The organism is Candidatus Zixiibacteriota bacterium (genome assembly GCA_019038695.1).
In the GTDB taxonomy this organism is placed as follows: Bacteria; Zixibacteria; MSB-5A5; order GN15; family FEB-12; genus B120-G9.
The window spans coordinates 24,325-38,233 of the sequence record JAHOYZ010000021.1; the positions used below are offsets into that span (position 1 = coordinate 24,325).

The 13,909-nt window shown below is 50.8% G+C and carries 6 protein-coding genes; all 6 read left to right on the plus strand.

What is annotated here, in order from left to right; genetic code table 11:
* Position 1: 1 nt before the first annotated feature.
* A complete protein-coding gene (locus tag KOO62_07140) occupies positions 2-2,764 on the plus strand; it encodes a DEAD/DEAH box helicase (GenBank protein ID MBU8933766.1) in 2,763 nt (920 codons plus the stop codon).
* A 108-nt stretch (positions 2,765-2,872) separates the two neighbouring features.
* Complete coding sequence (lon, locus tag KOO62_07145; GenBank protein ID MBU8933767.1) at positions 2,873-5,389, plus strand: endopeptidase La; 2,517 nt, start codon at positions 2,873-2,875, stop codon at positions 5,387-5,389.
* A 274-nt stretch (positions 5,390-5,663) separates the two neighbouring features.
* Entirely contained in the window at positions 5,664-8,006 is a 2,343-nt protein-coding gene (locus KOO62_07150; GenBank protein ID MBU8933768.1) for a hypothetical protein, read from the plus strand.
* A gap of 228 nt (positions 8,007-8,234) precedes the next feature.
* Positions 8,235-9,554, plus strand: a complete 1,320-nt coding sequence (miaB, locus tag KOO62_07155; GenBank protein ID MBU8933769.1) for a tRNA (N6-isopentenyl adenosine(37)-C2)-methylthiotransferase MiaB — start codon at positions 8,235-8,237, stop codon at positions 9,552-9,554.
* Entirely contained in the window at positions 9,554-12,481 is a 2,928-nt protein-coding gene (locus KOO62_07160) for a response regulator (GenBank protein MBU8933770.1), read from the plus strand. The genes miaB and KOO62_07160 overlap by 1 nt, the downstream gene beginning before the upstream one ends.
* A gap of 85 nt (positions 12,482-12,566) precedes the next feature.
* Positions 12,567-13,892, plus strand: a complete 1,326-nt coding sequence (locus KOO62_07165) for an HDOD domain-containing protein (GenBank protein ID MBU8933771.1) — start codon at positions 12,567-12,569, stop codon at positions 13,890-13,892.
* Positions 13,893-13,909 lie beyond the last annotated feature (17 nt).

Below are 13,909 nucleotides of genomic sequence, written 5' to 3' on the forward strand. Positions count from 1 at the left end.
GATGGCTGGGAAACGAGCCTGGAGTGAGGAGTCAGAGGGCGATATGACAGTTATGGATTTACAAAAATGGGGAATACCGTCGCGGATCATCGACATCTGGAATGACCGCCAGGGGTCACGTCTGCTACCGGTGCAGAGCAAAGCAGTACGGAAGGGGTTGCTTGGCATGGAGGGGCAGGACCTCAGTCGAGTGTCGCTGCGAACGTTGGTCTCAGCGCCCACCGGATCGGGCAAATCATTTTGTGCTGAGATGGCCATGATACAGGCGCTGACATCACGACAAAAGACAGTGCTGCTGTATCCGTTGAAATCACTTGCGGAGCAGAAGTACCGTGTCTTGGAGGAGACTTACGCTCCGCTGGGAATAAAGTGCATCATAGCTACCGGCGATCACCCGGAGAACGATGCTCTCTTGGCCCGTGGTGAGTACCAGGTCGCAGTTGTTATCTATGAGAAGTTCGATTTGTTGCTGACGGCCAATCTTGATGCGCTGGGGGGGATTGGGCTGATAGTGATTGATGAGATTCAGACGATTGCCGAGCCAAAGCGAGGGGCGGTACTTGAACGGTTACTGACCAAAGTTATCTCCTCTGTCTATACTCCTTCGCTGGTGGGGCTGTCGGCTGTCATTGGTGACTCGGACACAGCCGCAGGTCGGTTGGCTGACTGGTTGGGAGCCACGCTGATAGAGGAGACAACACGTCCGGTTGATCTTCTGCGCGGGGTGGCCGCCGAAGGATCTTTCCGGTACCGGTCCTACAATGACGGTGTAGACGGGAGCGAACCGTTTGAAACACCGGAAGCGGGAGATGAGCCTTTCGAGTCTTTCGCCAACCAATTGAGAAAAGAGGCGGTTCCGACATTGGTGTTTCTGAAGTCGCGCCGCGAGACGATTGATTGTGCTTTCAAACTGGCCGCATCAGTCGCCTGGGCACCGGCCGAACAGGCAATTGAGGAACTCAAGGCCGAGGAGCCGTCCTTCTTGATCCGCACACTCACCCAAACGCTCAGCCGTGGAGTGGGGTTTCATAGCGCCGATTTGTCATCAAGGCAGCGTACAATTGTAGAGAATGCCTTTACGCGACATGATATTATGGTGTTATTCTCAACTACTACTTTAGCTATGGGGGTTGATCTCCCGGCCGAACGAGTTTTGCTTGAGACGGTCAAATACACCGATGGAACCTATGCCGGCAGTCCTTTACTGGTGCCGATCAGTCTGGCGGAGTTTGACAATATTACCGGTCGAGCTGGACGTCTGGGGCTTTCGGGTGATTTCCCCGGTCGGGCGATTGTCCTGGCGGTCTCGGAGTTTGACCGCGATGTCCTCTGGCGCAATTATATCATGCCGGAAACATCGGCGCCGATCAGGTCTGCTCTGGGAAGTCTGCCGCTTGAGGATTGGGTGTTAAACATGGCAGTCGCCGGGGTCGCCTGCGCCAGAACGGATCTGGATTCATTGTTTGCGAATACCTTGTATGCGGCCGTTGGGCCGGTTGATGATTCCGTGAGTATTGTTGGTGGACTGTCCCCTGATTTCGATACGGCATTGCAGTGCCTGCAAGACAGGGGATTGGTACGACTGGAGCTGGATGACACTATTATTGTTACCCCGCTTGGACGGACGGTAGCACTGATCGGGCTTTCGGTCAGGCAGGCAGGTTTTTTCCAACAAAAGCTCAACGATCACAGGCCCGAATCTCTCGAGGCATGGCTTGCGTTGGCTTTGAGTGCGCCGGATTGGGAACCGCCGGCGGGGATGCTGACGCGGTTGGAACAGGTGGGCAACGGTCCAGCGAAACTGTTGTGGCAGCACTATGATCATTTGGTTGACGCAGCGGCGATGTTGATTGGTCGACCATCGAACAGCGAGCCGCTTGGCAGATCTGTCGCGGTACGCCTGAAGGGGCTGCTGATGCTCTGCGAATGGATTAGCATGACACCGGTGAAACGTCTCGAGGAGCGTTTTCAAGCTCATCTCGGTCAGATAATGAATCTTGGGGATCAGGCGGCCCACCTGGTGATGGCGCTGAGACGTCTTGATGATGTCGGGAATCGGCAGGCAGGGTCAAATTGTGAACTTGAGGGCCTCGTATTCGGTCTTCGTTTTGGATTGGTGGCTGATCTGCGGGAGTTGTACGGGCACTTCGGCAGTAGTCTGGTCAGGTCTGATTTTGTTGCTCTGAAGGAGGCCGGTCTCGTCAGTTTGAGAGACGTTTTTGACTGTTCTTCCGAGAGACTCAGGGAAATTATCGATAATGCTCGTAAGTTTATGTCATTTATGGAGAAAGTGGAAATACTAAAACAGGAGGTAGACATGCAGTCCAATGTTGGAACCGAAGAACGAGTGACGGCGCGTGGGCCGGTGCTGGTGGCACAACCCGAATCGATTATTGTCGATGGCAGTTACGAACGGGAACGCTATCTGGTCAGGATTGATGGCTTTCCGGTTCGGCTGACGGGGAAGTCGTTTAAGTACTTTACCAAGCTGGCCTGGGGCCGGTTGTGCAGCGATGGGGGTTGGATTTATAAGGAAGACATTGAGATGGGATTCAACCAGGCGCGTTACCTGTACAGGATGAAGAATGAAATTGCGGCCGGGTTGGGAATGAGTTGGCCCGTCTTTGAGAACAATCGTCTCGGTTATTACCGGTTGCAGATCGATCCAACCAGGATAGATATTAACGTGGAGAATCTCCGAGACCATCCGGACTACGAACTGCGCGATATGATCTCAGGAAGGGAATCGGGACCGGTGAACTGATCGGCTTCTATTCTCGACAGGGAATGATCACCGGTCCCCAACAAATTAAAATTGACATTTGCGCTACGGTCGGTCTACCTTTTCTCAAGTGAAAGGAGATCATGTGCAGTGAGTAGTACTGACAGGAAAACACCGACCATTGTACCGCCCAAAGGCAGTCTTCCAATTCTGCCTTCGGATCAGGAGGATCGATTCCCGGTTCTGCCGCTTCAGACTGGCGTTCTGTTTCCCGGAACGATGATGACGTTGCAGATTGGGCGACTTGACAACCTGGAGCTGATTAGGTATTGCCTGGATGGCAAACGCGAGTTTGTGGCTTCATATTCATCCTCGCATCCCGGTGACCAGAATGGTGGATCAATTCACCAGGTTGGTGTGACTGCAACTGTTCGTGACAGTCGGGAAGGACCTGCCGATTCGCTGGTTGTTACGCTGGAGGGAATGCAGCGGGTTGTAATCACTAAGATTGTCAGTCAGAAACCTTATCTGATGGCGACGGTGAGTTATCTCCAGTGGCCCAAGTCAGTAAATCGAAAATTGAAGACCAAAGTTGATGCCGTGATCTCGATTGCCAAAGAGATTACTGAGCTTGATCCCGGCTATTCGTCCGAAGTACTGAATGTTCTGCGGATGAATCAGAATGACCCGTCCTTACTTGCAGATAAGGCTGCTTCTCTGTTTCATTTCCCTCTGTCCAGCAAGCAGAAGCTACTGGATACGGCTGACCTCAAAAAGCGGTACGAGAACCTCCTGTCTAACCTGAATGCCGAATTGAACCGGGTAGCGACGTCTCGTAGTATTGATGAGAATGTCAAGTCCACAATTGCCGAAGAACAAAAGCGCTCTTACCTCAAACAGCAACTCCATGAGATTCGCCGTCAGCTGGGCGAGGATTTGTCTGAGGAGCGAGAGGCGGTGCGGTTTCATAAGATATTGAAGGACACCCCCAAGCTGCCGTCGGAAGTGGTGGCTCGGGCGACGATTGAAATCGACCGTCTATCGCAGTTGTCTCCTGCCTCGGCTGAGTATGGTGATGTCAAGAGCTACCTTGATTGGATTCTTGCCATGCCATGGGGGAAATGTACTCCCGAGGATTACGAGATCGCCGACGTATCGCGGATACTGGAGAAAGACTATTACGGTCCCGCGAACATTCGCGAACAGATATTGGAACGTCTTTCAGTGCGCAAGTTGGCTGGTGGCGCTAATGTCATTCCGACTCTCTGCCTTGTGGGTGCTCCCGGTACGGGTAAGGCATCATTGGCCAAAGCGATCGCCCACGCGCTGGGCAAAGAATTCGTTCGAATCTCGGTGGGTGGGATATCGGACGTTGCTGAGGTCAAGGGGTCGCCCCGGACATTTATGGGTGCTATGCCGGGCAAGATTGTTCGCACTCTGCGCGATGCGGGTACCTGTGACCCGGTGGTGCTGATTGAGGACATTGACTATTTCAATATGGACAACGACTCCTCTGTCAATACGGCCCTGCTTGAGGTTGTAGACAATCGATGGAACTCACGTTTCCTGGACAACTATCTTGGGGTTCATTTCGATTTCAGCCGTATTCTGTTCATCTGCTCTGTGCGGTCATTCGAGGAGATACCGGAACAGTTCATACCGCGATTTGAGATTCTGGAGTTACCCGGCTATATTGAACGCGAGAAAATTGCTATTTCGAAAAAATTTCTCATTCCGAGACTACTCAAGGCTCATGGTTTGCGGAAATCGGAATTATCTTTCACGGACAAAATTTTGACCAGGATCATTTCGAATTATACTATGGAAGCCGGTCTACTTGGCTTCTCGCAGCAGATTGAGAAGATTTGCCGTAAGGTCACTCTGGCTAAGTCAGCCAAGCCAAGAAAATCATGGAGCATCAACGAACGAAATATTATCTCCTACCTCGGTCCGCCAATCTATATCCCCGAGCGAGCTGTGAGTACGCCTGAAATTGGCACAGCCGCTGGTTTGGCGTGGACAGGAGCGGGTGGTGATTTGATGTTTATTGAGGGACTGAAGATGAAGGGGGAGGGGCAGATCATTACTACTGGTTCGCTGGGTGAAGTGATGCGAGAGTCTATCCTGGCGGCCCACTCATATGTCCGTTCCAAATCCGATGTTCTTGGTATCGACTCCAACGACTTCAGTCAGTTTGATATTCATATCCACTTTCCGTCCGGGGCTATTCCCAAGGACGGACCTTCGGCGGGCGTCACAGTCTGTTTGGTGATTGCTTCAGTGATGGCTGAACGGCCGATTCGGAACGATGTGGCTGTTACCGGAGAAGTGACGTTGCGGGGCAGAGTGCTTCAGGTTGGTGGAATCAAGGAAAAAATCTCGGCTGCCTATCGAGCCGGTATAAGCCATGTGGCTATGCCAAAGGAAAACGAAAAAGATATTAAAGACTTGCCGAAGGAGATCCTTCGCAAGCTAAAATTCACATTCATCGAGCGAGTTGACGAGTTGTTTGAGGTTTGCTTGCTCGACTTTACTCCGTCATCGTATACGCTTGAAAAGATCTTTGCTGAAGAGATCGAGAAGGCGAAAAAGCGCAAATCCCGTTCAGTCCGTAAGTCGACGGTCAAAAAATCCGCAGCGCGCCGGAACACTGGCAAGAAGAAGTAAGGTTCGTGGAATGCGATTTGGGCTTGACACTGTGCGGTGACAATTGCTATACTACCTCTAAGGGTAAATGGTCTTCTGTTGAATTGACCGTAAACTTCTTGAACCTCGCATTCTAAATGAGTCGAATACAAAATGACAGCGGTCGTCTGGTTCTCCTGGTCAATGACGTCTTCTCCCTGTTTTCGAGTGGGCGATCGTGTGTTCGAGACTGTGAAGGGTGCTGGTCAATCCTTGTGAGCGAAATACAGTTTGTAACAAGCATGGAGGCATACAAATGAAGAAGTGGCGTGTTGTGTTGGGGTTGATTCTGGTCATCTCATTGACTACGTCAGCCATGGCTCAGTTTGAACAGGATCCCAATGATGCCGGGGCGGCGGATACGGTAGAAATGGTATTTTCTGTTATTCCCGACTATACTACTGGTCAGTATAACGTGCAGATGGATCTCTGGGTGTTTAATGATGCGAATTTGCTCATAGGTGCAACATCAGGTTTTACCTGGGATAATGCGAATCTTCAAATGGACAGCGCTACTGCATCTGATCTGACGGATAATGCTTTTGATATTGGACCGTTCTTTTATGAAGACGCCGACATTGACCTGACCAATAGTAATCAGCGCTTTCTGTTTGGCGGAGCACTCCTGTTCGCTTCCGGAGTGGCCTCAGCGCCAGAGAGCCAGATTTGGGCGAGCTACTATTTCACTCTGTCTGATTGGGATATCTGCGACTCTATTGCTCTGGACTCGTTGACCTACTCACCTGGATCGGACTTTGGACTTGTTGGTCAGGGCAATCATATCTATCAGCCCTATTGGAAGGGACGGATTGTAGCATATGATACGGCCTGTATTCCTTCGGCGAACCTTGTGCTATCGACGGATTTGCTGAGTTTTGATGCAGTGGAGGGGGCGTCAAGCCCGGATCCGCAGTCCTTTACGGTTAGCTCCGACGGTGTACCGCTGTTCATCAATATTTCTGAAACCATTCCCTGGTTGGCTATAAGTCCCAGTTCGGGCTGGACCACGCAAGTTATCAGCGTTTTGCCGAACACGATCGGAATGTCGACGGGTACCTATTTGGATTCGATTCGCGTTGAATCGGCTTTGGGAGGTAATTCTCCTCAGTATTTGAAGGTGGAGCTCGTAATCGAATCACCACCACCTGAGATCGGTGCTACTCCAACGGTTTTCTATTTCAATGCGGTTGCCGGAGAGGATGATCCCGATCCCAAGATTCTTACGATTACTAACGAGGGTGGCCCCACGCTCAACTGGACTGTCTCCAATAGTGAAAGCTGGCTTAGCCTGACACCGGGAGCTGGAACTGATGCTGGCGATGTGACTGTCTCTGTCAACATTACTGGTCTCTCATACGATGATTATGTGGACACAATTGTTATCACCGACCCCATGGCATCCAATGATCCTGTTAAGGTACCGGTGTTTCTGTCGGTCGGATCAGACTTACCCATCATTGAAGTGGATTCGGCGTTTAACTATATAGTGGTACCAACGGCCAAGATGGCGGTTGATCCTCGTACAATTCTAATCAGGAATGCTGGCGCTGGTACTATGAACTTCTGGTTGGAAGAAAGTTCTGTTCGTCTGTTCACCGTTACTCCTAGTTCGGGTACGGCTTCACAGGAGGTTGAGGTCGGTTTCAAACTCACTTCCGGTAGTGCGGGTGATATCTATGACGATACACTCTGGGTGTATTCCAATGAGGCCATTAATTCTCCGTTCCCGGTAGTGTTCCAGTTTCATTTGCTGGACAACCCCGCGTACATGTATGTGACCAGCGATACGGTCTATCTGGAGCTATATGAATGCACAATGGGGGCGGGTAATGTCCCACCGATATCAATGTTTACGGTGGACAATGTTGGCGGTGAAGATCCTATGGGCTTCGATCTCACCTGGGAATCTGATCTATTTTCGGTTACAGCACTTTTCCCTAATGCCCCTACGGGTGTTATGATTCAGGCCAACTATCTCAATCTGCCGGTGGGGACCTATCTGGACACGATCGTGATCTATGCCCAAACCTCGCTGATCCAGTGGGACACGGTGATCGTACGTTATGATGTGATAGAGCCCACCGAGACACCCGAGATATGGCTGACGGGATACGATTTTGTTATTCCTGCGAAGGAGAACTCGGGACCTGTCCCGCCGATAGGAATGGGTGTTGATAATGTACACGGTGGTTGTATGGACTGGTATGTCATTGAAAACGTTCCCTGGATGTATCCAACGGATACGGCCGGTACGGTTCCATCGAGTTTCTCTATAGGGTCTAACGCCGATGGATTTGTGTTTGGTGAGTATCCTGACTCCTTCTTTGTTCATTCGGATGAAGCGGCCAATAGCCCACAACGGGTTGATGTACTGTTCCGGGTCTGGCGATTCCACGGGGACATGGATTACAGTTGTGAAATCAATATCCTGGACTTAACTTATATGGTAAGTTATTTGTTCCTGGGTGGTCCGGGACCGATTCCGACCTACTTCGTCGGCAATCTGAATTGCGATCACACAGTTGATATTCTTGATCTGACCTACTTCGTCAGCTATCTCTTCAGCGGTGGACCAATGCCGTGCGGTAATCCGTATTAGCCGCTGAATCAAATGTCGTGATATACAGGAGCGTCACTTCAATCTGAGGTGACGCTCTTTTTGTATCCCTGAGTCAAGTGGAAGCTTGCGGGGATGGATGGAAGTTGTATACACCACGGCATTTGTGGGGTCTCATCTGTAGTTTTAGTTGCATCTGGGCTGGCTACTTGGCTATTGTGTGACCGGAGACAGGAAAACGAAGACTCGGTTCCCATCAAAGGATTCCTGGTGACTCGAAACAGTCAAATAGAGACCTTCCACATTGCAACCTTTGGCTGCCAGATGAATCTGGCGGATTCGTCAACCTTAGTTGCCACTATGACAACACGTGGGTATCAACAGGTTTTCAGGGAGGAAGAGGCGGATTTACTCATACTCAATACTTGCTCAGTTCGAGAAAAAGCCGAGCAGAGAGTCATTGGGCGACTAGGCGAAGTGAAGCGGTTTAAGCGTCTCAGACCACATCTGAAGGTGGCAGTGATCGGCTGTATGGCCCAACGGCTGGGGGAGGGCCTTCTAAGGACCAATCCCGGGGCGGATTTTGTTCTGGGCACAGATCGACTGTTTGAATTGCCAGATGTCCTGGAGAATATCGAAGGAACGACACGAGTAATGACCGCGTTTGGTCATGAGAACATGGACGAGATATTGCCATCCCGCGAGTCTCCGTTTTCCGCGTTTGTTACGATTTCTCGTGGCTGTGACAATTACTGCTCATATTGTATTGTACCCCATGTGCGTGGGTCTGAACGAGCTCACTCGGCCGATCACATTGTCAGGAACGTTCGATCTCTGGTCCGGGATGGAGTGGTTGAAATCACTCTGCTGGGGCAGAATGTCAACAGCTACCGACATGGGGACGTTAATTTCCCAACATTACTCGAGAGAGTCATGAACGAAACCGAGGTCCCGCGAGTACGGTTTATGACTTCGCATCCCAAGGATCTATCTTCTCACCTGATCGATATCATCTCTCGTGAAGCGAGGATTATGCCGCATGTGCATCTACCCCTTCAGTCGGGAGCGGATCGGGTGTTGGAGAAGATGGGGCGGGGCTACACGATTGAGGAGTACATGAAGATCATTGATCGTCTGCGCGAAACTCTCGACTATGTATCCCTTACCACGGATTTGATTGTCGGTTTTCCCTCGGAGACGAAGACGGAATTTGAAATGACTCTTGAGGTTGTTCGACATGTTAAGTATGATGCGGCCTTCATGTTTCGTTACTCGGTTCGTCCTGGTACGCAAGCGGCTGATTGGGATGATACCGTGTCAGAGGAAGAGAAGATTAGCCGTCTGAACCAGCTAATTGAGATCCAGCAGCAAATCGGGAATGAACGTAATCAGCGAGAAGTCGGTGAGGTCAGATACGGATTGGTAGAGGGGACCTCACGACGCGATGTCAATGTGCTACGTGCTCGGACTGAAGGTAACAAGACTGCTCTCTTCGAGGCGGCAGAAGTCGAAACGGGCAAAGTTGTTCCGATTCGGATTACCTCGGCCGATGCCTATACATTGCACGGTTGTATGGAGGTGACGCCCTGATGCTGGAGTTGTGGCCGCATATGTTGCTTTCAGTTTTCGTCGTGCTGGTGATTGTGTTTCTGGTTGTTAGATTACGACTGTTCGCCGGAGAGGGAGTTTCGGGCAGGGGTTTCTTCCTGGCGGGAGGGGTTCTTCTCGTGCTGGTTTCAGTATGGCGGAGTGTTACATATCTAACCGCGTACAATGACTGGTTCCTTGACGGAGTCTACCAGATTATTGATGTGATTTGGTTGGGCGTACTTCTGATTGGGATTGCCTTGGTGACAATTGGTCTCGCTCTGTACGCTGATCATTGGCAGTGCAAGCGGCGTGAGATCGAGATCCGGGATCAGAAACTGTCCATTCTGGATAACCTGCAGCGTGATGCTCGCGGTCCCTATCAACTCATGGCGTTGCTTGATATGTCGGTCAAGGAAATCATTGCCCAGTTGCCTGAGTGTGCCGGAGCAGTTTTCCTGTTGAATCGCAATCAACGCCAGTTCGTTCTTGGCGCCGGAGTTGGATTCACCAAATCGGAACAGGGGGTGCTGGAGTACCTGCCGTTGGAGCACAATCTGGTTAGCCAGGCACTTGATGTTGGAGAGCCACTATTAGGGGGACCGTTTGATCTTGTTGATCGATCAGGAAAAATCCACTCTTCCCGATTCAAATCATCCCTGGTTCTGCCCTTGATTTCGGGAGTAGACAAGATCGGAGGCATTCTTCTACTGGGTGATGATGATCGATCATTTAGTCATCAGGAAGTACGCTATCTGCAACCAGTGGCCGAGTGGTTGGTTGAGAGAATAAAGTCTGCTCGATTGGAACGGGAATTGTCAGCAGCACAAACTGAATCAAAAAACTACAATACGGCCAGGGCTGATTTGTCGGCGCGTGTGCTGGAAGTAGCGAGTGCCTTGACTTCATCAGATGCTGCGACTGCATTTTGTCGCTGCCTGGTAGGGTTGGGTTCGGCCGGATCAGCGCATTTGGCTGGGATTGTTAACGGCCAATTACAAGTTCTTAGCGGAAGCGAACCGTTGCAAAGCTTATCGGAAAGCTACAAGACAGCTCTCGTTGATGCCGTTGACCGTCACAAGCCTCTTATCATCAATCAGGAGGCAACTGCGGATAGTGGGCGTCAATATGTGGCGTATTCCACTTTAGTGTTTCCGATCCCCGATTCGTCGGACCGAAATGCTCTATTACTGAGACGTGAGGGTTCCCAGTTCAAGTTGAGTGATTACGAATTAAAAACGGTCGAGATGTTCGTGCCTCTGGCTCGGTTGGCTCTTCAGAGGGATGATACTCGTCGCGTTAGTGTTACACAACGTCGTGGTTTTCAGACGATACTGGGCTTGATGCAATTCGATGGTGATGGTCGTTTTCAGGATTCTCCCGCGTTTTTCCTTGAGCAAATGAACAAACTCCTCCCGAATAGCAGTCAGGGAATAACTTTTGTGCGGTCCAGAGATGGTAGCATGAAGGCGGTTGGGGGACTGCGGTTGGGTGACAGCGAGATTGAAGGGCTTGAAATCCTACCCGGTGAAGGAATGGTTGGAGCAACTTCCAATCGTGGAGAGCCATCTTTTGTGTATGGTAGGAAGGACGTGGCCAGAGCTCTTGAGGATTTCGATTCCTCCGTTCGCGATAGGTTGTATCGGATGTTAGGCGAACGTGGTCTACCGCCGTTTGTGGCTGCTTGTCCTGTTCACTGCGTAGAGCAGGTAGTAGGAGTTGTGATGCTCTTTGTCTTTGATATGACCGAGAGTGAGCGTGGAGAGTGGGAACGACTTCTCACGCTCGCCATGTCTTTGTACTCTATGCGTTTGACGGTCGGGGAACTTCATCGGGTGGGACGAACGCTGGAAGGTGGCGAGAGTGGCCTTCAGATTGGGGCTGCGACGAATCGTTTCAATAACCATCTTTCTGCCATTATCGGAAATGCGGAGCTAGCCATATCGCGTCCCGAACTCGGTGGTGAGGTGGCAGAGCATTTGCGCAGCATTATTATCGAAGCGGAATTGGCTGCGGGATATATGAAAGATACTTTTGGGGCAGAATCAGCGGCCGATGAAGCAGCGATTCTGGACGAAGCTCCAACTCTGGACGTGTTGATTCGGTCGTTTTTGAAGCCGCATCATATATCAGGTAAGCTGCATATGATTGGTGATCGTCCGCGGGAGCTCAGTTTGGAATTGAAATCCGAGACCGTAATTGATGCGATCGATCAGCGGGTCCAGGATCTGGTCCTCGGTGCTCTGGATCGGTTTGGTGCCGTTGCCGCAGAGGATGACCGACTCGCGGTAACAAGCTACCGCGAAGGTGAATACGTTTACGTTGACATTTCGCGTCATCAGGAGAACTTTCCTCCCGTCGAGCATGTGTCCGGTTTCGGAGATTACGAACTTCCGCAGGAAGCCCTGCGATTTCGTCCAGCCGATAGCTATCTCAGGCATGCGGTCGATACCGGTTGTCGATATGCCTATGACCGGACGAATCAGACACTTACATATCTCTCGTTTAGGTTTCCCGTTCGATCCCCGAAGGATGTTTTGTACTCCGCCGGAAGCAAGGAAGTATCAATTCTGGCAGTGGATGATCAGAGTGTTATTCTTGATCTGGTCTCGGCCATGTGTCAGTCTCTTGGCTATAGTGTGAAAACCGCTACATCCGGAAAAGAGGCCATACAGGCGGTACGTGATTCAAGATTTGACATCATTCTGCTGGATCTGGCTATGCCAGAGATGTCGGGACTGGAGGCCGCCGCCCAAATCAGGCGAATCAGCCCTGGTCTGCCCATTGTGCTGGTCACCGGATGGGGCGTCGATATTGATCCCGCTCAACTCGAGGCCCTTGGGATTGAAGATGTGCTGTACAAACCGTTCAGGATCGAGCAATTAACAGAAAAAATCCAGTCTATTGCCCACGTACTCGACTCTCGCTGATCATTCTATCCAACCAGTTGTTGACCTCATGGCTAACGATTTTGGGTTATCGGTCGATAAGAGAAAGAGAAACTGAGAGGTAGCTGTGGATAAAACGAGAATTATTGAGCAAATCAGAGAAAACAACCGGATACTATCATTACCACAGACGCTCTCGGAGATTCTGGCGGAAGTTGGCAAAGATGATTTCTCTCCGGATTCGCTGGCGAAGATAATCCTGAAAGATCCGTCACTCACCGGCAAAATTCTCCAACTGGCCAACTCTTCATTTTATCACCAGCTCAGCGAGATAAAGACTGTTCAACAGGCGGTTTCGATTCTGGGCATGACGACCGTTAAGTGTATGGCTTTGTCCACCTCGGTGTTTCATCCCGACAAGGTTGCCTCCGAAACCGGCGTAGATCCCAAGTCTTTCTTTACCTACGTTCTTTCGATTGCAGCGGCCAGTGAACAGTTGGCCAAGTGCTTGGGCCACCAGGCATCGGAGGAAGCATTCGTGGCCGGACTCCTTACCGATATTGGAGTCCTGTTTTTCCTGCATCACTATCCCCGGGAGTATGGTGAAATTGTCTCCGGACGGAGTTCGGCTCCTAACCTGGTTGAGGCGGAGCGGGAGATTTTCGGCACTGATCATATGGAGGTTGGGTATCACCTGGCTAAGACCTGGGGATTGCCGGACTACGTGCTGAAGGCGATAAGAGGACACCACGATATCTCAGAACTTCAAGACAGTCACCCACTGACAAATTCAGTGAGTTTGGCTGTCCTCCTGACGACTGATGAATTCTCTGGCTTCAAACAACCAATTGAGAGGCGACTGGAAGATGTTGCCCGGGTTGTTGACGAGCTTGGAATCAGCAAGGAACAGGTTGACGAAGTTACATTTTCATTACTCCCTAAGACTTTGGAAACGGCCGAGTTTGTGGGTGTTGATATTGGCAATGTCGAAGAAATCCTGACGCGAGCCAACCAGGAAATCTGGAAGTCGTACCTGACCATTGAGAACCTCTTCAAAGAACGTTCGGAACTTACTCAGAAGCTTCTGGAGCAGGAACGCGTTCGTGGGGCAGAGGAGGCCAAGAATATTGCGATGGCTACCCTATCACATTATCTCAACAACGCTATCATGGCCATCTTTGGCCGATCCCAGATAATGCGAATGCACTTTGAGCGAGGACAAACGGAGAAGATCTATGACACCCTGCCAAGAGAACTCGATGTCATCGATAATTCAGTAAAGAGGATGGTGGCAGTGCTGGCGGAGATGAAAGATATCTCACCTATTGATTCGAAGCGCCTTCATTCAATGTCGGAAGCTCTCAACCTGGACGATCGGATTGAGTCGCGTTTAACGAAGATGGATTTCGACAGTACCTTGCCTGAGAAGCGCACTGCCGAGTTGAGCAAGTGATGTCCTATCCGGTTGAC

What these genes read in the sequence shown, in the direction of transcription:
- KOO62_07140 (MBU8933766.1), top strand. Translation starts at nt 2, where the DNA reads ATGGCTGGGAAACGAGCCTGGAGTGAGGAGTCAGAGGGCGATATGACA.
- KOO62_07150 (MBU8933768.1), top strand. Translation starts at nt 5,664, where the DNA reads ATGAAGAAGTGGCGTGTTGTGTTGGGGTTGATTCTGGTCATCTCATTG.
- KOO62_07160 (MBU8933770.1), top strand. Translation starts at nt 9,554, where the DNA reads ATGCTGGAGTTGTGGCCGCATATGTTGCTTTCAGTTTTCGTCGTGCTG.